25 protein-coding genes and 1 other RNA gene are annotated in these 24982 nt (G+C 54.1%); 10 read left to right on the top strand and 16 right to left on the bottom strand.

What is annotated here, in order from left to right:
- The 4 genes from dnaX to ybfE all read right to left on the bottom strand — a co-directional run.
- A partial coding sequence (gene dnaX, locus LGT44_RS19425; protein WP_230333681.1) for a DNA polymerase III subunit gamma/tau occupies positions 1 to 1132 on the bottom strand: 1132 nt, incomplete at its 3' end.
- An 82-nt stretch (positions 1133 to 1214) separates the two neighbouring features.
- Positions 1215 to 1311, bottom strand: an RNA gene (gene ffs / locus LGT44_RS19420) — signal recognition particle sRNA small type.
- A gap of 83 nt (positions 1312 to 1394) precedes the next feature.
- Positions 1395 to 1868: a hypothetical protein gene (locus LGT44_RS19415; protein WP_230333679.1), complete on the bottom strand. Its 474-nt coding sequence runs from the start codon at positions 1866 to 1868 to the stop codon at positions 1395 to 1397.
- 211 nt (positions 1869 to 2079) lie between these two features.
- Positions 2080 to 2349, bottom strand: coding sequence for a LexA regulated protein (gene ybfE, locus LGT44_RS19410; RefSeq protein WP_225692788.1), 270 nt, complete (start codon positions 2347 to 2349; stop codon positions 2080 to 2082).
- A 130-nt stretch (positions 2350 to 2479) separates the two neighbouring features.
- Between ybfE and LGT44_RS19405 the strand changes: the two genes are divergently transcribed.
- The gene (locus LGT44_RS19405) at positions 2480 to 4870 is read left to right on the top strand and encodes a Lon protease family protein (RefSeq protein WP_225692789.1); all 2391 of its coding nucleotides are present in this window, start codon (positions 2480 to 2482) and stop codon (positions 4868 to 4870) included.
- A 14-nt stretch (positions 4871 to 4884) separates the two neighbouring features.
- Here LGT44_RS19405 and LGT44_RS19400 read toward each other — a convergent pair whose 3' ends face one another.
- The 5 genes from LGT44_RS19400 to LGT44_RS19380 all read right to left on the bottom strand — a co-directional run bounded on the left by LGT44_RS19400 (position 4885) and on the right by LGT44_RS19380 (position 9416).
- Complete coding sequence (locus tag LGT44_RS19400) at positions 4885 to 6516, bottom strand: response regulator (RefSeq protein ID WP_230332050.1); 1632 nt, start codon at positions 6514 to 6516, stop codon at positions 4885 to 4887.
- 387 nt (positions 6517 to 6903) lie between these two features.
- Positions 6904 to 7464 carry a chalcone isomerase family protein gene (locus LGT44_RS19395; protein ID WP_230332049.1) on the bottom strand — a complete coding sequence of 187 codons (561 nt, stop codon included), beginning with the start codon at positions 7462 to 7464 and terminating at the stop codon, positions 6904 to 6906.
- 90 nt (positions 7465 to 7554) lie between these two features.
- Entirely contained in the window at positions 7555 to 7917 is a 363-nt protein-coding gene (locus LGT44_RS19390) for a diacylglycerol kinase family protein (RefSeq protein ID WP_230332048.1), read from the bottom strand.
- 62 nt (positions 7918 to 7979) lie between these two features.
- Positions 7980 to 8444, bottom strand: coding sequence for a DMP19 family protein (locus LGT44_RS19385; RefSeq protein ID WP_145468848.1), 465 nt, complete (start codon positions 8442 to 8444; stop codon positions 7980 to 7982).
- A gap of 96 nt (positions 8445 to 8540) precedes the next feature.
- Positions 8541 to 9416, bottom strand: a complete 876-nt coding sequence (locus tag LGT44_RS19380; RefSeq protein ID WP_230332047.1) for an alpha/beta fold hydrolase — start codon at positions 9414 to 9416, stop codon at positions 8541 to 8543.
- Between the two features lie 271 nt (positions 9417 to 9687).
- Here LGT44_RS19380 and LGT44_RS19375 point away from each other — a divergent pair, with 271 nt between their 5' ends.
- Positions 9688 to 9870: a hypothetical protein gene (locus tag LGT44_RS19375; RefSeq protein ID WP_145468850.1), complete on the top strand. Its 183-nt coding sequence runs from the start codon at positions 9688 to 9690 to the stop codon at positions 9868 to 9870.
- Here LGT44_RS19375 and miaE read toward each other — a convergent pair whose 3' ends face one another.
- The 4 genes from miaE to LGT44_RS19355 all read right to left on the bottom strand — a co-directional run bounded on the left by miaE (position 9871) and on the right by LGT44_RS19355 (position 13629).
- Positions 9871 to 10488, bottom strand: a complete 618-nt coding sequence (gene miaE / locus LGT44_RS19370) for a tRNA-(ms[2]io[6]A)-hydroxylase (protein ID WP_230332046.1) — start codon at positions 10486 to 10488, stop codon at positions 9871 to 9873.
- A complete protein-coding gene (locus LGT44_RS19365) occupies positions 10485 to 10901 on the bottom strand; it encodes an acyl-CoA thioesterase (protein WP_230332045.1) in 417 nt (138 codons plus the stop codon). The genes miaE and LGT44_RS19365 overlap by 4 nt, the downstream gene beginning before the upstream one ends.
- A gap of 128 nt (positions 10902 to 11029) precedes the next feature.
- A complete protein-coding gene (gene xni / locus LGT44_RS19360; protein ID WP_230332044.1) occupies positions 11030 to 11797 on the bottom strand; it encodes a flap endonuclease Xni in 768 nt (255 codons plus the stop codon).
- Positions 11797 to 13629: an ABCB family ABC transporter ATP-binding protein/permease gene (locus LGT44_RS19355; RefSeq protein ID WP_230332043.1), complete on the bottom strand. Its 1833-nt coding sequence runs from the start codon at positions 13627 to 13629 to the stop codon at positions 11797 to 11799. Before LGT44_RS19355 ends, xni begins: the two co-directional genes overlap by 1 nt.
- A gap of 59 nt (positions 13630 to 13688) precedes the next feature.
- Between LGT44_RS19355 and LGT44_RS19350 the strand changes: the two genes are divergently transcribed.
- The 3 genes from LGT44_RS19350 to LGT44_RS19340 all read left to right on the top strand — a co-directional run bounded on the left by LGT44_RS19350 (position 13689) and on the right by LGT44_RS19340 (position 16478).
- A complete protein-coding gene (locus LGT44_RS19350) occupies positions 13689 to 14753 on the top strand; it encodes a M14 family metallopeptidase (protein WP_145468854.1) in 1065 nt (354 codons plus the stop codon).
- A gap of 145 nt (positions 14754 to 14898) precedes the next feature.
- The gene (locus LGT44_RS19345; protein WP_145468855.1) at positions 14899 to 15609 is read left to right on the top strand and encodes a TorF family putative porin; all 711 of its coding nucleotides are present in this window, start codon (positions 14899 to 14901) and stop codon (positions 15607 to 15609) included.
- 14 nt (positions 15610 to 15623) lie between these two features.
- Positions 15624 to 16478 carry an alpha/beta fold hydrolase gene (locus LGT44_RS19340; RefSeq protein WP_230332042.1) on the top strand — a complete coding sequence of 285 codons (855 nt, stop codon included), beginning with the start codon at positions 15624 to 15626 and terminating at the stop codon, positions 16476 to 16478.
- Here LGT44_RS19340 and LGT44_RS19335 read toward each other — a convergent pair.
- The 3 genes from LGT44_RS19335 to LGT44_RS19325 all read right to left on the bottom strand — a co-directional run bounded on the left by LGT44_RS19335 (position 16396) and on the right by LGT44_RS19325 (position 19123).
- Entirely contained in the window at positions 16396 to 16935 is a 540-nt protein-coding gene (locus LGT44_RS19335; RefSeq protein WP_230332041.1) for a hypothetical protein, read from the bottom strand. The two genes, LGT44_RS19340 and LGT44_RS19335, sit on opposite strands and share 83 nt — an antisense overlap.
- Before the next feature lie 161 nt (positions 16936 to 17096).
- Entirely contained in the window at positions 17097 to 18284 is a 1188-nt protein-coding gene (rhlB, locus tag LGT44_RS19330; protein ID WP_255449030.1) for an ATP-dependent RNA helicase RhlB, read from the bottom strand.
- Between the two features lie 284 nt (positions 18285 to 18568).
- The gene (locus tag LGT44_RS19325) at positions 18569 to 19123 is read right to left on the bottom strand and encodes an elongation factor P hydroxylase (RefSeq protein WP_230332040.1); all 555 of its coding nucleotides are present in this window, start codon (positions 19121 to 19123) and stop codon (positions 18569 to 18571) included.
- Positions 19124 to 19289: 166 nt separating this feature from the next.
- Between LGT44_RS19325 and LGT44_RS19320 the strand changes: the two genes are divergently transcribed.
- From LGT44_RS19320 to LGT44_RS19300, 5 genes are all read left to right on the top strand, one after another.
- Entirely contained in the window at positions 19290 to 20654 is a 1365-nt protein-coding gene (locus tag LGT44_RS19320) for an MATE family efflux transporter (protein ID WP_230332039.1), read from the top strand.
- Positions 20655 to 20756: 102 nt separating this feature from the next.
- Entirely contained in the window at positions 20757 to 21587 is an 831-nt protein-coding gene (gene mtgA, locus LGT44_RS19315) for a monofunctional biosynthetic peptidoglycan transglycosylase (RefSeq protein WP_230332038.1), read from the top strand.
- A gap of 74 nt (positions 21588 to 21661) precedes the next feature.
- Positions 21662 to 22963, top strand: a complete 1302-nt coding sequence (locus LGT44_RS19310; protein ID WP_230332037.1) for a BaiN/RdsA family NAD(P)/FAD-dependent oxidoreductase — start codon at positions 21662 to 21664, stop codon at positions 22961 to 22963.
- A gap of 124 nt (positions 22964 to 23087) precedes the next feature.
- Positions 23088 to 24380, top strand: a complete 1293-nt coding sequence (locus tag LGT44_RS19305; RefSeq protein ID WP_230332036.1) for a GGDEF domain-containing protein — start codon at positions 23088 to 23090, stop codon at positions 24378 to 24380.
- A 67-nt stretch (positions 24381 to 24447) separates the two neighbouring features.
- Complete coding sequence (locus tag LGT44_RS19300) at positions 24448 to 24621, top strand: DUF1289 domain-containing protein (protein WP_145468864.1); 174 nt, start codon at positions 24448 to 24450, stop codon at positions 24619 to 24621.
- The last annotated feature ends 361 nt before the right edge of the window (positions 24622 to 24982 follow it).

Raw genomic sequence — 24982 nt, 5'->3', positions numbered from 1 at the left:
TTTTTTTTTGCAGTGCCGATTCCAGATCCAGCTCCAGCGGAGCCGCAGGCGCCGGGCGGAAAGCCAACATACGCAGCAGAATCATTTCAAAACCCTGACGCGGATCCGGTGCCAGTGCAAGATCAGCACGGCCATTCAGGGCAATCTGATAATACAGCTGTAAATCTTCCGGCTGCATGGCCATTGCCAGTTGCAGAATCGCCTCACGATCACCCTGAGAATTCTCGATAGCGTCAGGAACGACCTGCCCCAGAGCTGCGCGATGCCATATGGTCAGCAACCCCTGCAAAACTTCATCGTAATCCGGACCATGCTCAGCCATGGCCGCGACTTCGTTCATGACCTCCGCGGCATCGGCTCTGGCCATAACCTCAGCCATTTTAAACAGACGGCCACGGTCCATGGTGCCGAGCATGGCATTAACCTGAGCCTCACCCACCAGACCTTCACCATAGGCAATTGCCTGATCAGTCAGACTGAGCGCATCACGCATACTGCCCTGTGCTGCACGGCCAAGCTGCCACAGAGCAGGTTCTTCATAGCCGATTTTTTCAGCCTCAAGCACCTTACCCAGATAAGAGACAATGCGCTCAGGGGTCATATTTTTCAGACTGAACTGCAGACAGCGTGACAGCACGGTCACCGGCAGTTTTTGCGGATCAGTGGTGGCCAGCAGAAACTTCACATGCGCGGGAGGCTCTTCCAGCGTTTTCAGCAAGGCATTAAAACTGTGGGTCGACAGCATGTGCACTTCGTCGATCAGATAAACCTTAAAGCGGCCCCGGCTTGGCGCATACTGAACGTTATCAAGAAGTTCACGGGTGTCTTCGACTTTGGTGCGCGATGCGGCATCGACTTCAATCAGGTCAACAAAGCGACCTTCGGCAATTTCACGGCAGGCACTGCACTCACCACAGGGACGTGCACTGATGCCCTGCTCGCAATTAAGGCATTTGGCAAGAATCCGGGCGATGGTCGTTTTACCGACTCCGCGGGTACCGGTAAACAGATAAGCATGATGCAGGCGCTGCTCATTGAGGGCATTAATGAGCGCTTTCAGCACATGCTCCTGCCCCACCATTTCATCAAAGAAACGTGGTCGCCACTTTCGAGCAAGTACTTGATAACTCATGAATTTTCCAGCACCAGAGATTACGCAATGAGGCGCATAATACCTTGTAAGGAGGGGAAAGTCAGGAGAATTTGGAGATGACCTCTACCAGCCACACCCCGGCACACGAGTCAGCCACTACCGTTGCTCCCTTCCGGGCCTGGCGGGGTTCGCGGCGTATCGTTGCGAGGGGACCAGCAGAGGCCACCATAACGACCCGATGAACATCAGGTGGCGGCACATTAGCGAAAACTCATTGAGATATCAAGCAGTTATCTGATTTTCAGCCATCGACCAGCGCACTGCTGAGATTTAAATCCTGCAATGCATCAACAAAACGCTTCAGCCGCTGCTGTGGCCCCAGCATTTTCGGGCGTGAAAAATAATCCGACATAGTTCCCGAAATACGCTGTTCAACGGTTTGACCGGCAAAGTAAACCCGCAGCATAACCGTCTGACGACTGGCAATGCGGTCCAGCTGATCCGGCGTAGTCACAAAATAGCCGCAAGAAGCGCCGGCAACCGCATCTGAACGCTGCAGCGTTAATATTTCATGCTCACCATCAAGATAAAGCACCAATGGTTTGTCTGCATCGAGCTGACGCTTGCGGAGATCACATAATTGCAGCAGCGGATCATTGCCACTCTGCCACTCCGCACCCAATGACAACTCAGGCATGCCATAGAGCGGCACGGGATTGAGACTCAGCTGGCCAGATGATTGATTCAGATCGCCAGGTGCTGGCGCATCAGTCATGGCAGCAGACGTCTTTGCCTGGCCACCACTTACGCAGGCAGTCAGTGATAAAAGAAGGGTCAGGCCGATAATGCCCGTTCGCATTCCATGCACAACGATATCCTTTCGTTAATACGTATCCGTTGGTATGAGTTCAGTTTAGTGAACAAAGGAACAGTAATGCAATTGACCAGCTGCGCCACAACGGCAAATACCGCTTAAGACTGAAAAATCACAAATGCAGCCAATGCTTCAGCGCCAGCTCCAGGACATCCGCCCTTGCCAGATTCAGCTCCGCGCAAACCTCGTCCAGACGCCCAACCACCTGCGCATCGAGCTTCACCTCCAGCCGGTGCAGACCGCGCTCCTTGTCACGCTGGCGCTGGGTCCTTTTGTTAAACCGACACTGCTGCGAACGCTCATACGGGTTACTGCGTGGCCGGCCCGGACGACCGGGGGCAAACATATCAATAGTAGTTCTGTCTTCTGGCTGAACGGACATGCATCCCCCGCGATAGTCAAAGCGGCGCAATTATCACCAGCGACGGCAGAATTGCAACGCCGGCCGACTTGCCAAGCACCGCTGTTCTCAATACTGTACCGCCTTTATCCGCCGATATTGACGACTCCGAATGGCCAAATCCCAAACTGCTGTTAACGCTTCCGCCCTGACACAAAGCATCAACCCATCTGCCCTGACCTTTGCCGACACCCGCGAACTGGAAACTTTTCAGGGGGTTCTTGGACAAGACAGAGCGGTCAATGCGATTCAGTTTGGCGTTGCGATGCAGCGCCCGGGCTACAATATTTTTGTGATGGGTGAGACCGGCACCGGCCGCTCATCCTATGTGCGCGATTACCTGAAAAGCGAAGCAAAACGTCAGGCGACACCCAGCGTCTGGTGCTACGTTAATAATTTCCGCAACCCGCGGGAGCCTCAGGCCGTAGAAATGCTGCCTCAGGAGGCCGGTATATTCCGCCAGCAGATCAGCGAACTGATTGATCAGCTGCTGGCCACCTTTCCGGCCGCTCTTGAACACCCGACCTATCAGCAGAAAAAATCGGCCATTGATTACGTTTTCAACCGGCGCTATGACAAAGCCATTGAGCATGTCGAACGTGAGGCACATAAGCGTGGTGTTGCGGTTTACCGAGACTCCAGTGCCATCAGCTTTACCCCCATGCGCGAAGGCAAGGCGCTCGACGAAACTGAATTCGCCCAACTGAGCGAAGAAGAACGTGAAGGCTTCCATAACAACATCGCCGAGCTGGAACAGATGCTCAGCGATCAGCTGGCCGAACTGCCCCAATGGAAACGCGAAAGCAGTAATGACCTGCGCCAGCTGAATCAGGAAACCATCAAAAATGCGATCACACCGCTGATCGAACCGATCCGCAATCGCTTTGAAGGCCATGAAAAGCTGCTGGCTTACCTGCAGGACATGGAAGAACACCTGCCCAGACTGGTCCTGGAAGAACTGGTCGAGGAACGCCTGCTGGAATTACGTGAAGAATACGTTAAACGCAGCAGTCTTGAAGAATCGCTGATGCCCAATATCGCCACACATCATGTGGAAAACAGCGGCGCCCCCGTCATTTACGAACCACACCCAAGCTATGCCAACCTGTTTGGCCGTATCGAATACGCCAATGAACAGGGCGCACTGGTCACCAACTACCAGCGCATCTGCCCCGGCGCACTGCACAAAGCCAATGGCGGCTACCTGATTCTGGATGCGGAAAAGGTATTGTCTGAACCTCTGGTCTGGGACGCACTGAAACGCGCACTGCAATCCCGCCAGCTGAAGATGGAGTCGCCCTACTCCGAAATGGGTCTGATCAACACTACCACCCTGCTGCCAGCGGTTATTCCGCTGGATTTCAAACTGGTTCTGATCGGCTCCCGCCAGGTGTATTACCTGCTGCAGGAATACGATGAAGACTTTAAGCGTCTGTTCCGTGCCGTTGTCGACTTTGACAGCGATCTGCCGCTTAACGATGACCATCTGCTGGCTTATGCCCGCCTGCTGAAAAGCCGCATCGAAGAACAGGGTTATGCCGATCTGGATCAGAGCGCCGTGGTACGTATGGTCCGTTACAGCGCACGCCTGGCAGAGCAGCAGGATGTTCTCAGCGCCCGCATTGGTGAGCAATTCGACCTGCTTGCTGAAGCCGACTTTATTCGCCAACTGGCTCAGGACGAACTGATTTGCGCCGATCATATTGATCGTGCTCTGGCGGCTAAGTTTGAACGCACCGGACGGGTTTATGACAAGCTGTTCGAGCAGATGCTTGATGGAACTGTACTGCTGGAAACCAGCGGCAAAGCCATCGGTAAAATTAATGGCTTAACCGTAATGTCATTGGGCGATACCAGTTTCGGCTCGCCGGCACGTATTACCGCAACCGTTTATCCGGGCAGCAAAGGCGTGGTCGATATTGAGCGTGAGGTCTCTCTCGGCCAGGCAATTCACTCCAAAGGGGTGATGATTCTCAGCGGATTTCTCGGCAACCGTTACGCCCAGCGCTTTCCGCTGGCCATTTCGGCGCATATCGCCATGGAGCAGTCTTACGGATACATCGACGGCGACAGCGCCTCACTGGGCGAACTGTGCTGTCTTATTTCAGCACTGATTCACTCTCCGATTGAGCAGAGTTACGCCATTACCGGTTCGGTCAACCAGTATGGCGAAGTCCAGGCTATTGGTGGCGTAAATGAAAAGATCGAAGGCTTTTTCCGCCTCTGTGCCGCGCGCGGCCTGAACGGCGATCAAGGGGTTATCATTCCCGCCTCCAACCGCCTGAATTTAATTCTCAATGACGATGTGGTCAGAGCCGTTGCCGCAGGAAACTTCCATATTCACTGCGTTACCCATGTCGATCAGGCGATTGAAATCCTGATGAAACGCAAGGCCGGGAAAATGAACAGCAAAGGGGAATTTCCGGCCGGCAGCGTTAATGGTGACATTATTGCCCGCCTGGAAGCCATTGCCCGTATGGGCGAAAAGCGTCAGAGTGACTGAACCAGACCGGCCCGCTAGCGGGCCTGTAATAACCACCGGATCAGGCGCTGCCGATCCAGTGGTTTGCCCTGCACATCATCCATACCCGCCTGCAGACATTGTTCCCGCTCGGCATCGACAATACCTGCAGTGAGTGCCAGCAAAGGCTTGCTGTAACCGGATTCACGCAAGCGTCTGGCCGTGGCCGGACCATTCAGTTGCGGCATATGGTAATCAAGCAAAATTACATCCGCGCAGATATACGACCCCGATTCCAATAACGACTGACCATCGGCAAACAATTCGACCTGCGCCCCTGCCTGCTCCAGAATCCTGCGGATGATTTTTTGACTGGTCGGATCATCTTCACCCACCAGAATCGTCCAGCCAGCAAGAGCCCCATCCTGATCAGCGTTATCTGCCGCCGCATCATCAATAGCATGTCCGGGCTGCAACGGCACACGCAGCCAGAAACGGCTGCCATGCCCAAACTCACTGTCAGCACCAACACTGCCTCCCATTAACGTGGCCAGACTGCGCGATAAACTCAGCCCCAGCCCCGTGCCGCCGTAATGACTTGCCGTCTGAACACTTTCCTGCTCATAGGCGTTAAAAATATCGGCCAGACGCTCTGCACGGATACCCTTGCCATTATCTTCAACCTCGGCTATCAGCTCATACCCACCGGCAACGTTCACACAGGTGATCCGCAGAGTAATCCGGCCGCCCTCGGGGGTAAATTTAAAAGCATTGCTGAGATAATTAATAAGCACCTGCTGAATGCGCTGAGCATCACCGCGCACCCAGGTCACCAGATCTGCAGTGCATTCAACCTGAAAGCGGATAGATTTCTGCTGCATGCCGGCCGCAAAAATAGCACTGACCTTTTCCAGTAATTTCGGCAGATTAAAGTCGTGAACATTCAGTTCCAGCTTACCGGCCTCTATTTTGGCAACATCCAGTACATCGTTCACAATATCCAGCAGTGCTGAACTGACATAACGCAGATCCTGCAACAGCTCTGCCTGCTCTGCCGACAAGTCTGTTGCAGACAACAATTCAACAATACCAGCAACACCATTCAGCGGAGTGCGGATTTCATGGCTCATATGCGCAAGAAAATCCGTCTTTGCCAGCGAAGCCTGATCAGCAAGCCGACGCTGATGTTCGGCATCAGCAACACGCCGCGCCAATTCTTCTGCGCGCAGAATATCGCTGTAACTGCGAATAGCCGCCGTCAGCGATAAAAACATCCGCCCCTGAGTAGCATCGGATTTAACCAGATAATCGTTAATGTCATAATCCTGCACCACCTGTCGCTCAGGCGCATACCCAGCCTGACCTGTACGCAAGAGAATTCGGATACGATGATTATTCAACTGATTACGGATATGCCCGACCAGACGCAGACCGGCATCATCACTCTCCATCACCACGTCCAGTAAAATCACTGCGACATCAGGACGCAGAGCCAGAAGCTCCGAAGCCTGAGCTGCGCTACAGGCTTCCAGTATTTCCAGCGGGCGATCTTTATAGCGAAAACGGGAAAGTACGAGGCGGGTAACCTGCAACACGGCTTCATCATCATCAACCACAAGCAGAACAATCCGCTCAGGCAGGAAGCTGTCGACCGACACAGGTGAAGAAGCTGCTTCGTTATTACTCACAGCCAGCCCCACCGGGAATGATAATTAAGTTCAGCAACCGTTTACGTCCTTGAGGTATATAACAGAGTTAAGCAACATCCGGCCGATAAGCCAAGACCGCAGCAAGACAAGCAGCAGAGCCAGATGCTGCCAGTCAGACAAAAAAGCCGGGGCTATATTCCCGAATATTGATATCACTGCAACATTTGCGGACAAATTTACATTCGGCTTTCATGCTGCCCAATACAGAGCAGACAAATTATCCGGATTTTCCGCATAAAAAGAACAAACTGTCCTTATTTGACCAAACACCACCAAACCACACCACCAATACAAAAGCCGCTGCCCTGATCAGAATACACAGGCATAAAAAAACGGGCCGCAGCCCGTTTTTTTATGCCCGGCGTATCAGCCGTTAATCATGCTCTTTTTCAGAGATTTCTGGATCGGATCTTCAGACAGCCAGATACCAAACAGAGCCTGTTTGAACTTAAGCCCCTTAACATTCGATTTCTCTTCACCGTTACGATAAACGGTTACACCGCTTTCCGGGGTATAAGCCAGCTCATAAACATCGCCTTCTTTTACCTCATCACGGAACGCCTTGATCAGCTCCTCCACATCATTTTCAATAGGTGCAAGGTTGCCGCCGGTTGAACGTACAAAGCCGTCACGGGTGGATTCCGACATACGCTTGCTGTTGATCATACCGGACACAATATGCAGACGAATGGCCATTGGCTCATCGGCAGCGATAATTGCCGCGGCATCATTGCTTTTATTGCCGAGGTACAGTGCCGCAACGTATACATCAAGAAAGAATTTTGAACGGACACCAGCACCATTGAGAGTCAGCTCCTGACCGTTAAGGGTCAGCTGCTCAGCTATTTCAGCACCTTCTAACTGTCTGGCGTTCGCATTGAATATCAGGCCGAGAGCCAGCGTGAGGCCCAGTAAGATACGCATCATGGGAGAATTCCTTAGTACTTGTTTTTATTAATAGTTAACTGACGTTTTTTATTGGCCGTACTTCAGATGCAAATACCCGCATTTCTGATATCACGACAGCCAGTGCGGAATAAAAATCAGCGTGCCGATAATAACAGATGCCAATGCTGATACCAGTACTGCAGCTGCGGCCAGATCTTTGGCTTTGCCAACCAGAGGATGATGGGAAGGATGGAGCGCATCAGCCAGTGCTTCCAGCGCCGTATTCATGGCTTCAAGTGACAACACCAGAGCCATCGACAAAATAAGCACAGTCCACTCTGCCGGTGCCAGACCAGTCAGGCAGCCCGCTGACACAACCACGACTACAGCCAGCAGATGAACCTGCGCATGAGGCTGAGTACGCAGCATATAGATCAGACCGGAAAAAGCATAACCAAAGCTCTGCCGGCGCCGGACAAGCCATCGGATCATAGCAGCCCACATCCACTGATCAGGGAAATAAAAAAGCCGGCAAAAGATCACCGGCTTTGAGTTCAGCGAAACTCTTTGAGATTTTTACTGACAAACAGCAGCGTCAGCCCAACCAGATTCTCGCCCACATCATAAAAGCGGTCATCAAGCTCGGCGATATCATCAGCGTATTCGCTTTCAATATGATCGAACATCTGAATACGCTCGTCTTCATCTTTCGGGATTTTTTTCCCATCAAATAAAGCAATCAAACGCTCCAGCAGGGTGTATGTTCCCTTTGCTTTGATTTTCTCCAGCGCTTCGAGAGTTTCCTCTGCATACGCTCCTACGTCGTGGTGGATAAACTGAACGAAGCCACCGTTTTCCATTTCCTTTAACAGGTTATCGATACAAAAAACGGTTTTCTCTGCATCCGTCAGCGCTTCAAATCCTGACTCAGCTTCCTTGTCGTAAATGACGTCGGTAATCTGAAGAAATGAATCAGTTTCATCGGCAACATCAAGCGCTGCCTGAATCTCCATGTTCATAAATCCTACTCGTAGTTCTCTTTTATTAGGTCAAATGGTTAAGCCACAATAGCTTACCCTTATTTATTTGACAAAGGTTTTAAGAGACAACCACTTTCAGGGGTTTATGGCCAACAATTCTTTAATCCGCTGAGCCGTCTGTTCAGGCTGTTCCATTGGGAAGCAGTGGCTGCCCGGCGCCATTTCAAAGCGGATATGCTGATTGGCTTTAGCAGCTTTGCGCGCCGACTTAAGAATAAACGGATAGCTGTCAGCAGCCACCAGAATATCCACCGGCACCCTCACCCGGTGCACTGCCTGCCACAACCCTCGCGGATAAGAACCAAAGATGGCGGCCTCCCAGGCAGGATTACAGGCCAGTTCAAGCCCTTCTGAGGTCGGCTTCGTTGCTCCCAGAATAAAACCTTCGAGTGCTGCAACATCCCAGTTACGGTACAAAGACTTACGCTGCAGATCCTGACGCAGACTGGCCGCATCCGGCCAGACCGAACGGCGCCCCTGCACGGCTTTCACCAGAGCACCGCGCTTCCATAAGCCGGTTTTACGGGCCAGACGCTGAAACAGCAGAATCTCAGCGGAGAACAATACCGGGTCAAGCAGAATGATGCGCTCAAACAGATGCGGGCGCTCAGCCGCCAACATCAGCGTCATAACCCCACCCATTGAGTGGCCGATACCAATGGCCTTACGGCCACCATTACGCACTTCCAGAGCATCACCAACCCGGCGTGCCATACGCAGCCAGTCCGGCATATGATGCGCAGGCTGTTGCGAGCCACCGTGCCCCGGCACATCAGTCAGCAACAGATTCCAGTCCGACGGTAGGGCATCCGCCATAGGCACCAGCGTGTGAGCACTGAAACCATTACCATGCAGAAAATGCAGTAACGGCGCCCCATCAGCCCCCTCACGCTGAAGACCATGCAGATCACGGCTCTGCCCATCCCACCATGAGGTCAATGTACTGAACATGTTCGATTCAACAGACATAAACTGGTAACAACTCTGAGAGAAAAATAGCGGCGCCTATAGTAACGGCTGCGCCCGGTGATAAAAAACCTTTATATCAGCACGACACAAAAGCCAGCATCGGGCATAACTGCCAGCAATAATGCAAAAAACGCCATATCGACCGGTATTTGTCCGCATTGAAGCGGCAGGAACAGAATAATACTTCCGACAGATTCCACTCCTGCTGATTATTTCCTAGGCTTGGAAAAGCAGAACAAACAGGGAGAAAATCATGACCGCACGTACTGTTCTTAACGCACTGGAAGCAAACCGCCGCTATACCGACCTGAAAGATGCCGAAGCCCGCCTGGATCAGGCGCGCCGTGACCTGGACGCCGGCGCTATTAACGCAGAGGAGTACAGCAATATTGCCGACGTTTGCCGCAAAATCATCCGTGCCAGCAGTGACGGCTGATTAAGCCGCCACAGGCACACCGCTGTGAAAGCGAAATTCAGCATCGGGGGATTCGATCAGTTCACGCTCGAACTCACGGAATTCCGCCACCCGCTCAGCAATGGGCGCATCCGCATACTGCGCAGCCAGCGCCAGATAATCCTGATAATGACGACCTTCAGAGCGCAACAGTGAGCGGTAAAATTTTGCCAGCACGTCATCCAGAAACGGCGCCAGCTTGGCAAAACGCTCACAGGAACGGGCTTCGATAAAGGCGCCGACAATCAGCACATCCACCAGTTCATTTATCCCCCCCTTGCGCACCTGCTCACGCAAGCCCGCCGCATAGCGCGACGAGGATACATGGCGGTAAGCAATGCCACGGTCTTTCATGATGTTAACAACCTGCTCAAAATGCAGTAGCTCTTCACGCGCCAGCTGGCTCATTTTTTTCAGCAGATCTTCGCGATCGATGTGCTTATAAAGCAGATTCATCGCCGTGGTGGCGGCTTTTTTTTCACAGTTGGCATGATCAATCAGCAAGGTCTCCTGATTATTCAGAGCCTCATCGATCCAGGCATCCGGTGTTACACACCCGAGAAAGCCATTAATCTCAGCCAATACATCTTTCACGCTCATAAACCATCCTCAATCATGGTTTCCAGCACCGCCCGGGCATTGCCTTCAATCGGCACGGCTTTCTGAGTTTCCGAATCCATCAGGCAGAAAGTGACCACCGCATCGGCAATCAGCGTGCTTGCCTCACCGTTTTCCAGCAAACGGACTTCCTGCACCATCTGCGCACTTTTATTACCGATTTTTTCCATCCGCGTGCTGATACGGATAACTTCACCCGCATACGCCGGACGACGGTAACTGATGTTGATATTGGCCACGACAAAAGCCAGATTCTGCGCTTCAAACAGCTGAATAAACTGATGACGGTCGAAGTAATCCCAACGCCCCTCTTCCAGAAATTCCAGATAGCGGCCGTTGTTTACATGGTGGTAGATGTCGAGGTGATAACCCCGGACTTTGATATCGACGGACATACAACGTCCTCACAGAAAAGGCGGCGATTTTAATCAATCGGGCCGCCGAGTGCCAGCCGCCCTTGCTCCAACGTTTTTTGCCCCAGCACTTTTTTGACCCAAGGCTCAGCCGCCCACTATCTGAGGTCTCAGCGGCCGTTTTGCCAGCGCAGATCGTGCAGGTTGAACCCCAAAGGCACATCGGTTCGCAGCCTTGCCAGAACCCGCGTCAGCAATGCCGTCGGCCAATGCTCATTCAGCGCGTTACGTACTTTGGTATCACACTGCTCACGCTGCACCAGCAACACATCCAGCGATCCGAACTGATCCAGCAGATGACCAGCGGTTTTCGGGCCAATACCCGCCACACCGGGCAAATGATTGGTACTGTCGCCGGTCAGCGCCCAGAAATCGGCCAGTTGCTGGGGCTTCAGGCCAAATTTCTGCTCAACCATCAGCTCATCCCAGGTAAAGCGGTCAAAATGATTACGTACACTCAGGCGTGGATTCACCAGCTGGCAGAAGCCTTTATCGGTCGACAGAATCGTCACCTGCAGACCGGCAAAAGCAGCTTTACTCGCCAGTGTGGCCATCACGTCATCGCCTTCCCAACCGGCCAGGTCGAGGCAAAACACGCCTGACTGCTGAAAATAACGCTGCATATCGGCCAGATCGTGTTGCAAGGCTTCTGGCATCGGTGGCCGGCCCAGCTTGTAATCCGGCCATAATTCATGGCGCCAGGTCTGGCATTTCTGCTCAAATACCATCGCCACATGCGTAGCCTTGGCGTATTCCGCATTACGCGCAATGGCACTTAAACAACGGCTGCGGGTCGCCTCCAGCGGTAATTCGGTGTCGGCCGCCGCCGCATAAATACGGCGGATCAGGTTCATTGCATCAACAATTAACAGGTGCATTACTTTTCCTCAGCGTCCACGTGCTCAGCAGCATCCGATTGCTGTTGCGCCTGCCACAATGCGGCATAGGCACCGCCGCCGGCCAGCAATTGCTGGTGGGTGCCCTGCTCGACCACCTGACCATTCTCCAGCACCGCAATACAATCAGCATCAACCACCGTCGATAAACGGTGAGCAATAATCAGTGCCGTATGACCACGCGCCACTTCGCGGATTTCGGCCATAATGCCGCGTTCGGTATGGGAATCGAGCGACGAAGTCGCTTCATCAAACACCATAATTGCCGGGCGTTTAAGCAGCATACGGGCAATGGCGATGCGCTGTTTTTCACCGCCGGACAATTTCAGCCCACGCTCACCAACCACGGTATCCATACCATCCGGGCATTCATTCATCAGTTTCTGTAAATGCGCCATACGGATCACCTCAGCAAGTTCAGCATCTGTTGCCTCGGGGCGGGCGTACAGCAGGTTATTTTTCAGTGTATCATTAAACAGCACCGTATCCTGCGGCACGATGCCCAGTGCCTGCCTTAATTGTTGCTGCGGTACCGACTGTATGGGCTGACCATCAATCAGAATCTCGCCCTGCTGTGCATCGTAGAAACGGAATAATAATTTGGTCAGGGTCGATTTACCGGCACCGCTGGAACCAACCACCGCCAGTGTTTTTCCGGCATCCAGGGTTAAATTCAGGCCGCGTAAAATAGGTCGCTCCGGCTGGTAGGCAAACTGAAGATTACGGAATACCACTTCACCCTGACCAACCTGCAGGGTTCCCGTGCCGTTATCTTTGACCGCTGACTGCTCATCCAGCAGCTCAAACATACGCTCGATATTGGCCATCGACGCTTTAATTTCACGATAAACAAAACCCAGAAAATTCAGCGGTACAAACAGCTGGAACATAAAGGCATTCACCAGAGTAAAGTCACCCAGAGTCATGCGGCCAATCAGTACATAGTAGGCTGCGAATAACAACATTGAGCCCATCGCGACACTGACAATCAGCGCCTGCCCGCTGTTCAGGCTGAACAGCGAAAAGCGGTTCATACGCCGCGCCTGCTCCCACTGCGCCAGCGAGCTGTCATAAGCCTCAGCTTCGCGCTGCTCGGCGGTAAAATATTTGACCGTTTCATAATTCAGCAGGCTGTCTAGGGCGCGGGCATGGGTGGTGGAATCCATACGGTTGGCTTCACGCACATAATGGGTACGCCATTCCGTTACTTTTACCGAATAGGCCACATAAGCCACGACCGCTACAGCGGTAATAATGCCGAATACCGGCGGATAGTTGGCCAGCAACAAGCCGATCACCAGAAACAACTCGAGGAAGGTCGGAATAATATTGAAGATCATAAAGCGCAGCAGAAAACTGATGCCGTTGGTGCCACGCTCAATATCACGCTGCAATGCGCCGGTCTGGCGGTTTAAATGAAATTCCAGGCTCAGGGTATGCAGATGCTCAAACACCTTCAGCGCCATGCGCCGCATGGCCCGCTCAGTAACCCGGCCAAACAATAAATCACGCACCTCGCCCATAAAAACGTTTAAAAAACGCACGGCGCCATAAGCCAGCAATAAAGCCAGCGGAAACCATAACCACCAGTCCACCGGATTAATGGCCTGTTTGTCGACCGCACTCAGGTGATCGACCTGATATTTCAGCAGAAACGGCATCGACACACTGGCCAGCTTCGCCCCCACCAGACACAACAAAGCAGCAAGAACGCGCCAGCGATGCTCCATCAGATACGGCCATAGGTTTTTCACCCAGTGCCAGCCGCGGTAACGGTCCGGAGGAGTATCGGGCAGCGACTGGGAAGATTTCATCGAATTGTTACTCTATTCTGGTAAAGAGGACGGCTGAGCAGAATAAGGATGCAGCCAACGTGATTCAACGGATTTACCAAATTAATAAAGCCCTGCCCGAACTGACCGAACTGGAACAACTCATTGAGCAAGGCCGCCATCATCTGCGGGTATCCGTTCCTGCTCATATCCAACAGGGTTCATTCAGATTGCCGTTTTATGTGCTGGAAATGGGCGCCACCACACCACTGGCTCCGACACTGGCACTGATCGGCGGCGTACATGGTATCGAACGTATTGGCAGCCAGGTGATTTTATCGTTCTTACGTACCCTGCTGCGCCGCCTCGACTGGGACCCTACCGCCATGGAAATGCTGGCTCAGATCCGGCTGGTGGTTATTCCGATCGTGAATCCCGGCGGCATGTGGAATAACAGCCGCGCCAACCCTAACGGCGTTGATTTAATGCGTAATGCGCCGGTCGATGCAATTGGCAGCACACCCTTTCTGGTCGGCGGACAGCGCATCAGCCGTCACCTGCCCTGGTATCGCGGACGCAAAGGCGAACCTATGGAGACGGAGAGTCAGGCCCTGATCGACAGCATCCGCGCCAGTCTGAAATATCAGAAACACTGCATCACCCTCGATTGCCATTCAGGGTTTGGCTACAAAGACCGCATCTGGTTTCCCTACGCCAAAAGCACCGAACCCTGGCCCGGACTGCCGGAAGCCTGCGCCCTGACACAATTGTTTGAACACAGCTACCCCAGCCATAATATGTACCTGTTTGAGCCTCAGGCGCACAGTTACACCACTCATGGCGATCTGTGGGATTACCTGTATGACGACTACATGGCACAGCAACCTGATGGCCTTTATCTGCCGCTGACACTGGAAATGGGCTCCTGGCTGTGGGTGAAAAAAAATCCGCGCCACCTGTTCCGTTACCACAGCCTGTTTAATCCGATTCTGCCGCACCGGCATCAGCGTATTCTGCGCCGCCATTTCACTCTGATTGAGTTTTTAATGTCAGCAGTGCGCAGCATGCCCACCTGGGCACCTGACAACGCTGCCGATAAACAGCAGCTGTACCAGCGCGCCTGCGACCGCTGGTATCCATACAACCGTAGCGGCCCCAACCTCTGAAGCGGAACTTTCAGCCCCGGCGCTTGCCCGAAATAGCGCCCGGCCAGTATCACGCCAGCAAATACACCACAAACACATCACAGCGCCGCAGAAACATCGTATGATAGCGGCCTTTATCTGATCACTAACGGAAAGCGCTAGTCACATGTCTGTATTCCGCCCTCTGCTTACTGCCTCTGCCGCTCTGACGATGCTGGCAGCCACCACCGTCCATGCCGAACTGAACGCCAATCTGGGTCTGACTTCAGAATACGTTCGCGATGGTGTCAGTCAGACCGGTGGCAATGCAGCCCTGCAGGGCGGCCTGACCTTCCGCCATGACAGCGGTTTTTACACCGGCCTGTGGTCTTCTGGTCTGGACCGCAAAGGTGATCATGCCACCTACGAGCACGATGCCTTTGCTGGCCTGTATCTGCCGCTGAGTGATGGTATTGCGATGGATATTTCCGCGACCCGCTACACCTTTGCCGGCGACGCCAGCATTCAGGATCAGGCCTACAGTGAAGGAACGCTGCGCCTGCTGGTCGACGATGCCCTGACACTGGGCTGGCGCCACAGCGATTCTTATCTGGATTCAGGATTTGCCAAACGCAGTCTGGAACTGGGTTACACCATCCAGACCGATAGCTTTTCGATTGAGTTTTTTACCGCCCAGCACCGCTACCTGGAAATCAACGACGACTTTAATTTTGGCGGCGGACACAGTGATGATTACTGGCAATTCCGCGTCGGCGTTGAACGCAGCTACGGTCCGTACGACTACCGTCTGAGCATCGACCGCACCAATCTCAGTTCAGATTACGATGCCGGCACCACACTGCAGTTCAGTGTGCACCGCTATTTCAACTTCTGGTAACGGAATAACCTGATATGCGCATGGATGCTCAGCAGGACACTCAACAATCCCAGCCCGAATGGGTACTGATCCGCGGCCTGATCCGCAGCCGCTTTCACTGGGGTGCCTTTCCCGACCAGTTGCTCAGCCAATTACAACAGCAGCAACTGGCACCATCGGCATTACTGCTGCCGGAGCTGGCTGGTAATGGCGAGCGCTTCCGCGATAAAACCCCCTTCAGCATTCATAATATGATGCTCGACATCCGCCATCAGGTGCAGAAACTCAGTCCGGACAATACCCGTCCGCGGGTTCTTGTCGCCATTTCGATGGGCGCGATGATCGCCAGCGAATGGGCACGCTGCTATCCGCAGGAAGTCGCCCGCCTGCACCTGATTAATACCAGTTTCAGTAATTCTTCGACGCCCTGGCAGCGGATGAAAATCCGGCCATTATTAGGATTTCTGCGCAGTTTACGCAGTTCAGACAAGCTTGAAGCCGCCATTCTGAAGTGGACGCTGAATATGAAGGACAGCGAATGCCTGCTGCCGCTGTGGTGTGATTATGCCGCCGCTCATCCGCTGTCATTACGCAACGGCCTTGCCCAGTTACTGGCCGCCAGCCACTTCCACGGCCCGGCCAAGGCTCCCCTGCAGGATGCTTTTTTCTATAACAGTCTGGCCGACCGTCTGGTAGATGCAGCCTGTACACGCCGCATTGCCGAACGCTGGCAGAAAAATCTGCTCAGCCATCCCAGGGCGGGGCACGACCTGCCGATGGATGATCCGGATTGGTTAATTCAGCAGATCATTGCGAACGAGCAGACATCCATGGCACACAAAGATCCGTCTCAGCTTCCGCGCCCCGCTGTCGCTGACATAAACCACTGAACACGGGCGCAGTGATGTTCAGCAAAGCATCACTGCCCTGTAAATGAACATCGACCCCACGCGGGAACTGCACCTCGCCGTTATCGGCAACGCCTGATGGAAAACTCAGCACGTTGCGGTAGTACCCCAGAAGCTCCGCACCTTCGAACACCAGCAGGCTGAAAAACTGCTCGTAATCATCACCGCGCACCCGCTCAAGGCCAATCAGCGTGCGCTGATCCAGCCGGCCAAAGTAATAAAACGACATAACGTGATCGTTCGGGCTGTCATCGAGCAAGGCCGAGTTGCGGGTATAGAGATAACGCTCGACCCACTCAGGCGTTACCTGAACGGCCTGATTCGCGGTTTCAGCGCTGACCATTTCAGACGTGACCGCTTCAGCTGCAGTCGCCGGAGTAACCAGCAACTGCCAAAGCAGAAGTGCAAACAGCGTGGCAAAACGTGGCAGAAAGACCATCCTGCTTTCTGCGCCCCGCCGGGGGGAGGTGTTGCCCCGGCCTGACCGGGACAACAGAGTGAACGGCAACAGCATCCGCCAGAAACTCCTGTTCAATAACGGTTCAATCTACCCTTTGACAGCCATCCTGTTGCATCCGTCCGATGCCACAGTGCAACAGTTCAGGGCTGCGTCAGTTCCAGCTTGGTGCCCAGATATTTCTCCAGATCCGGCAGTACGAACGCATCATCTTCGGAAATAAAGCTGACCGACACCCCTTTTGCCCCGGCACGCCCGGTACGGCCGATACGGTGCACGTAATCTTCCGGGTCTTCCGGCAGGGTGTAGTTGATCACATGGCTGACGCCGTCAACGTGGATACCGCGACCGGCAACGTCCGTTGCCACCAGAATGCGGACGTGGCCGGAACGGAAACGTTCCAGTGTTCGGATACGTTTTTCCTGCGCAACTTCACCCGACAACAGCACCGCCACATGGCCGTTTTTGTTGAGTTTGTCACACAGATTACGGGTCAGGTCACGACGGTTGGCGAAGATAATACAACGCTCCGGTTTTTCGTCGGCCAGAACCCGTTCCAGTTGTTTGTATTTGTCACTCTCAGCAACCAGATAGCAGCGCTGCTCCACCCGATCGGTCGCGACCTGTTCAGGCTCAATCACCACTTCCAGCGGGTCCGTGGTCCACTGATCAATCAGGATGCGCACATCGTAGTTGAAGGTGGCGGAGTACAGCAGCGTCTGACGCTGATCTTTGGTGGGCGTGGCGCGGACAATGCGGCGCACATCCGGAATAAAGCCCATATCGAGCATACGGTCGGCTTCGTCCAGCACCAGCACTTCAACCTGATCGAGGAACACATCCTGACTGCGCATAAAGTCAATCAGACGGCCCGGCGTTGCCACCAGAACATCGACCACATGGTTACGCAGCTGTGCACGTTGCTTCTCGTAGTCCATACCACCAACGATGGTAACAACGTTCAGTCCGGTGTACTTCGCCAGACCTTCCGCGTCTTTACCGATCTGCATCACCAGTTCACGGGTCGGCGCAATCACCAGAGCACGGGGTTCGCTGGCAAAACGTTCTTCCGGCTTAACGGTGAGCAAGCGGTTGAGAATGGTGAGCAGAAAGGCTGCGGATTTACCGGTACCGGTCTGCGCCTGACCAATGGTGTCGCGGCCACGTAAAGCGGCTGGCAGACTTTCTGCCTGAATCGGGGTGCAGTACTGGAAGCCCAGCGCATGAATACCGCGCATCACAGAATCCGGCAGATCCAGATCGTGGAAGCGGGTTTTGGCCGGGTCAACGTCTACTTTGAAGTCATCGATGGACCATGGTGTATCGTCAATGGCCGGGCGCTGCTGGTCGTGCTTGCCGCGCGTCTGGGACTTTTTGTTGTCCGCCTGACCGCCATGGTGAGGCAGATGGGCCGCTTTGTGGGTGTCTTTGGCTGGCTGATTGCTTTTTTTACCGCCACGCTTGGCGTTTTTATTGTCTTTTGCGCTGAGATCCGCGGGCTTTTTCGCCCCTCGGCCCTGCGTTGCGGGCTTACTGCCCGATCCCTGTTTTCCGGCCGGTTGTTTCTTACCGGTTACGGCCTGCAAAAATTTCTTTAACAAAAGCTACTCCGCTTCTAAATTCGTTCCGGTGCAAACAAGTGCACACCAAATAGTGACTGGCGCTGATAATAATCTAACAGCGCCTTTTTTAATACTTCTGCCCGTGGTGGCAGGCCATGCTCGAGGTAATGACAGGCCTGGACCCAGACGGCCTGGCGAAAACGCGCAAGCCCGGATTCTACTGCGGCGGAATCACCATTCAGGTTGTCGGTGCTGACATAAAAGCGCCGGCCACAGGCCTCCGACAGAATCCACTCTACCGCCTGAGGTTTTACCTCCACCTGCTCAAAGGCGCGCTGCTGCTGTGCGCTGCGGCCATCCGGTTCATACCAGTAGCCAAAATCGACCAGTTTGCGCCGCTCCGGCCCGGCAATACACCAGTGGCTGATTTCATGCAGCGCCGACTCATAAAAACCATGGGCAAAGATCAGCCGGTGCTGCGCATGCTGGTCATCAGCCGGCAGATAAATGGGCTCGTCGTCACCAGCCATCAGCAGGGTATTTTCTGTTTCCTGAAACAGACCGTTGAACAGCCGCATCAGATCGTTGATATCAAGTGGAATCGTCATAAACCAATAACAATGTATTCACAGAACAGCACTGGTCTGTACCGCACTTTCAGGGCAAAATGCGCAGATTCTCAACAGTGCATTTTTGTATTCGCAGCCAGCGCTGTTGTCCCCTGCGACCCTATTGCTTGCTCAGAACCCTGAGCTGCGCACGGACACTACCGGCATGACGTTCAAAGCTCAAGAAATAAGAGCCCTGCTTAAACTGACTTTTCCTATTCTGGCGACCCAGCTGGCGCAGATCGGCATGGGCACCGTTGATACCCTGATGTCCGGCTATGTCAGCACCCGCGATCTGGCCGCCGTCGCCATTGGTACCAGCCTGTGGCTGCCCACCTGGCTGTTTCTCGCCGGTGTATTGGTAGCATTGTCGCCACTGGCTTCCGGCCTGAACGCCGCGCGCCGTAACGACGAACTGCCCAATCTGCTGGCCGCGGCGCTGTGGGTGGGAATTGTACTGGGCAGCCTGGCGGGTCTGTTGCTCGGAGCCGGCTCTTCCGCCCTGCCGCTGCTGGTGGATGATCCGGTTACTGCGCGTATTGCCGCGGAATACACTCTGGCGATTGCCTTTGGCATGCCCGGCGCTGGCGTGTTTCTGGCCTACCGTTTTTACGCCGAAGCACTGAACGAGCCGGGTCAGGTCACCCGCATCATGCTGACCGGCTTGCTGATGAACGTACCGGTTAATGCCATTTTTGTTTACGGCCTGTTTGGCATGCCGGAACTGGGCGGCGTTGGCTGCGGCATCGGTTCCAGCCTGATCTTTGCCGGCATGGCCATCGCCATGGCGCGCAATACCCGTAAAAAGCGCTTACCGGCAGAATACCCTCTGTGGCGCCATGTGCTGCGCCCGGTGAAGGCTCAGGTAAAAGAAATGCTGCAGATTGGCGTACCCATTGGCGTGGCGATTTTCTTTGAAGTCAGTCTGTTCTCCGTGATTGCCCTGTTCCTGACCGAACTGGGCCCGACCATTGTTGCCGGCCATCAGGTGGCGCTGAACCTGTCGTCGCTGACCTTTATGATCCCGCTCAGTCTGGGCATGGCCTTAACCGTACGCGTGGGCCACTGGCTGGGTTCCGGCCAGTATGTTCTGGCGCGGCGCACCGCCTGGATTGGCATCGGTCTGAATCTTGGAATTTCGATGTTTAACGCCAGCGTGATGGTGCTGTTTGCTGCCAGTATCGCCCGCCTCTACTCGCCAGACCCGGCCGTAGTCTCTACCGCCGCTGGTCTGCTGTTATTTGCCGCGGTGTTCCAGTTATCGGATGCGATCCAGGTCGCTGCAGCCGGTGCTCTGCGCGGGTATAAAGATACCGTCGCCGTGATGCTGATTACCTTTGTTGCTTACTGGCTGATCGGCCTGGGCCTTGGTTACTGGCTGGCGTTCAGTGAGCAAATGATGATGGGAGCCGAAGGCTTCTGGACCGGTCTGGTGGTCGGATTAAGCGCTGCCGCCGTCGCATTGGGCTATCGTTTGTACAGGATCAGTCATCGTCCGGATACGCAAACCGATACTCAGCCAGCCAGTTAAACAGACTCCCAGCCAGACACCGGGCCAGATATCCGGTCCGGCGGACTGAGGGCTTGCGGTTACGACATGACGACCTGAAATCCACCACACAGGAGCCGCAGGTTGTCTTATTCACTGAAGTACAGGCTTAGCTATTGGTTTAACTATCCACGCCGCTGGCTGAAACGTTTATTACTGCTGACCGGAGCCTTGTTCTGGCTGCTGCTGTTATCTTCTGTCGCCTGGCTCAACTGGCTGTTACAGGATGTGCCGGACGCTGCGCAGCTTAATATGAAGAATTTGCAGCAACAGGCCATCAACCGTACAGAGCAACGCCTTGAACAGGCCAGCGGCATTGATGTGATTACCCCGCAATGGCTGCCACTGGATGCCATCAGCCGCAATCTGGTATATGCCGTGGTACTGAGCGAGGATGCCGATTTTTTCAGCCATCAGGGCATCGATTATGACGCCCTCCTCGCCGCACTGGGCGAAAATATCAAACAGCGCGAATGGAAATACGGCGCCAGCACCATCAGCCAGCAGGCTACCAAGAACCTGTTTTTCGACGACCAGAAAACCCTGACGCGCAAATTTCAGGAACTGGTTGCTACCCGCCATCTGGAACAGGCGCTGAGCAAAAATCAGATTCTGGAGTTGTACCTGAATATGGCCGAATTCGGCCCCAACCTGTATGGCATCGCCGCTGCCAGCCATTACTATTTCCGCAAACCCGCCGCCGGGCTGAACGCTGCCGAAGGCGCTTTTCTCGCCCTGCTGCTGCCATCGCCACGGCGCTACCACTACACTCTGGTGCAAAACGGCAACTGGTCTCCGAGCCTGCGTAAAAAAATGCAGCGCATTCTGCGCGATATGCGCTTTAAGGATTACATCAGCAGCGAGCAGTACGACGACTTCCGCAGCTGGCGTTATGCGGGGCTGCCAGACGACTGAGCCTGACTGCAGTAATCCATAGCCAACATGATAAACTGCCGGTTTTTCTGCCCGCCCACACAGTCCGGATTACCATGAGCATCAGCATTTCATCTTCTGCCTCACCGCGCATTGCCGTGATCGGTGCCGGCCCTGCCGGTCTGATGGCCGCCGAACGCATAGCCCGCCAGGGTCTGGCCGTTGAGGTGTTTGATGCCATGCCCAGTGTGGCGCGCAAATTCCTGCTCGCCGGTGTCGGCGGTATGAACATTACCCACGCCGAAGATTACGCAGATTTTGTCAGCCGTTACGGCAACGCCAGCCACTGGCTGCGGCCGATGCTGGATGATTTTACCCCGGATAATCTGCGCAGCTGGATTCATGAGTTGGGCATCGAAACCTTTGTCGGTACCTCCAACCGCGTGTTCCCCAAAGATATGAAAGCCGCCCCGCTGTTACGCGCCTGGCTGCACCGTCTGCGCAGCCAAGGCGTCAGTATTCATCCGCGTCATCGCTGGCAGGGCTGGCAGATGGAAAACGGCAAACAAATCTGGCGTTTCAGCACGCCAGAGGGCGAAAAGCACCAGCAGTTCGATGCAGTGGTACTGGCCTTAGGCGGCGCCAGCTGGCCTCGTCTTGGCTCCGACGGTCAGTGGTACAGCCTGCTGACACAACAGGGCGTCAGCATTGCACCGCTACTGCCCAGCAACTGTGGTTTCGAGTTGCCCTGGAGCGACTTTATCCGCGAGCGTTTTGGCGGCACGCCACTGAAAAACATTGCCTTATCGCTGACCGACATCCATGGCCAGCCATGGTGCCGTAAAGGCGAATTTATCGTCAGTCAGTACGGTATTGAAGGCAGTCTGGTGTATGCCCTGAGTGCCCCGCTGCGTGACCTGATGCTGAGCAAGCAATCAGAGAAGCAGCCAGGCAAACAATCAGACAAGCCGGCGCAACTCTGGCTCGACTGGCTGCCACAGAACAGCCATGAACAGATCATCAGTAAGCTGCAGCAACCGCGCAAAGGCATGAGCTTCGCCAATGTACTGCGCAAAAAACTGAACCTGCCAGCGATCACCAATGCATTACTGAAGGAGTGCTGCCCGGAGCTTGATCTGCACGATCATCAGGCCGTCGCCGGTGCATTAAAATCCATGCCACTGCCCTGCCCGACGTCCACACGCCCGCTCGCCGAAGCCATCAGCAGTGCCGGAGGTGTTACACAAAACGCCGTTAATGAAGATCTGATGCTGAGCGCCCTGCCCGGTGTCTTTGTTGCCGGGGAAATGCTCGACTGGGAAGCGCCGACCGGTGGATATTTATTAACGGCCTGTTTTGCCAGTGGAAAGCGTGCCGGTGATGGTGTCTGCAACTGGCTTGCCAGCCACAGCGAATAATGCGGAAAGATAACGCCGGGGCTTCTCTCCACAACAACCAATGCTAAAGTTTGAAGATAAAAGAGCGCAACCAACACAGCACGACACGACACGACACGACATACCACAACACAGGACCCGTTGAATGGAAAACAGCTACAGCCATCTGGTGCATATTCAGAGTCACGACGAACTGCGCCTGTATGAGCTGATCCCCAATGTTGTCTGGATTTTTGATCTCGACCGTCACGGCTGGTGGTGGGGCAATCAGGCGGCCATTGATTTCTGGGGGCTGAAGACCGTCGACGAACTGATTAATAAAGATCTGTCCGGTGACACCCAGGGTGCCAAAGACCGCACCGCACAAACCTTCGAACTGGCGGCCCGTCAGGGGCTGACCATCGATCCCTGGACCACCTACCCTAACGGCAAGCCAAAAACCCTGCATATGATGCACCGCGCCGTGTTGCTCGGCCCGCAAAGACATCGGGGCATCATTGCCTATATCAACGAAGAAGTGAATCTGGGCGAAACACCGGAAAATCTGCTGCTGGTCGAAGCCATGCGTTACACCAATGTGCTGGTCACCAGCTTCACCTTTGACGGCGCCATGGTGATCGAAAACCCGGCAGCAACGGAGGCCTACAAACAGATTAATACAGCGGCACTGACGGATGGTATTACGGAATTTTCCGTACGTTTTGCCGACCCGGCAGAAGGCGCCCGTTGTCTGGAAAAAGCCATCGCCGAACGGGGCGGCCGCTGGACACACCGCATGCAAACCTCTGCCGGACTGCGCGACCATACGCTGGATATCCGCATTACCCGCCACCCGCTGAGTGGTGATTTTCTGATCCTGATGTCGGAATACGATGTTACCTCACTGCATAAAGCCCTGCAGGATGCCCGTGAGGCGCAGGAAAAACTGCAGCAGATGGCCTACTACGAAGCTCTGACCGGACTGCCGACCTTACATTTATTTCAGGATATGGCCCGCGCACAACTCACCCATGCCAAGCGGATGAAGGAAAAGCTTGCGGTCATGTTTATCGACCTCGACGGTTTTAAAAACGTCAACGACAGCTATGGCCACGAAACCGGCGATCAGGTACTGAAAGATGTGGCGCAGCGTCTGAAAGATAAACTGCGCGCTTCCGACCTGCTTGCCCGTTTTGGCGGCGATGAATTTGTCGCCCTGCAACTTGATGTAAAAAGCGCCGATGATGCCATCCTCTTTGCCGAAAAAATTATTAGCGTTCTGGCAGAGCCCATAGTGACCCAACAAGGCAATATTACAATCGGCGCCAGCGTGGGTATCGCCCTTTATCCGCAACATGGACAAGATCTGAAAACACTGATCAACAAGGCCGACAAAGCCATGTACCGGGTAAAGCATGCTGGCAAAAATGGTGTCCGGTTGGCCTCCGGCGATGAGTAATGACAGGAATCAAGCAAGGATCTGATAATACTAATTAAACAGGCCCCAACAGGCACAGGGAGGATTTATGCAAGACAGTGCTTCACCCTGCACCCGTAACTGTTGCCTTAATGATCAGGATATTTGTCTGGGCTGCTACCGTTCACTGCGTGAAATTCTTTTTTGGCAATCGGCCAGTGCGGAAGAAAAGCAGATGATTCTGCGCAATTGCGCAGAACGGAAACAGAAATCAGGAAAATAAAAAGACATTAAACCGAGAAAAGAGGCATAAAGGAAAAGCACCCTCTGATTATTCCACTGGCATTTTCGCATGGCCACTGCTGTCCCACAGCTTGGAGTGACATCGCGTCACTCCAAATTGCAGCATTAATCGACAACTGTTTTTCAACCTGAAACGCCTTTCCGGGGCAAGCCCCTGGCCCCCTGCAAGGAGAAGTATCTCCTTACGATCCTCTCTTTTCGGCGCGTCCGGCTTCATCCAGCCAACTGCAATGATTATGTGGCACGCAAAACAATTCGCCCCGGAACGACTCTTTTAAGTACCAACAATTTGTATCGTTCCGGGGCCGGGTTTTGCTCTGAAGGCCACAGAATCATCTGGT

It is taken from the genome of Thalassolituus alkanivorans (assembly GCF_020447205.1).
GTDB classification, from domain to species: Bacteria; Pseudomonadota; Gammaproteobacteria; order Pseudomonadales; family Oceanobacteraceae; genus Venatoribacter; species Venatoribacter alkanivorans.
This window is presented reverse-complemented; position numbering and strand designations above follow the sequence as displayed.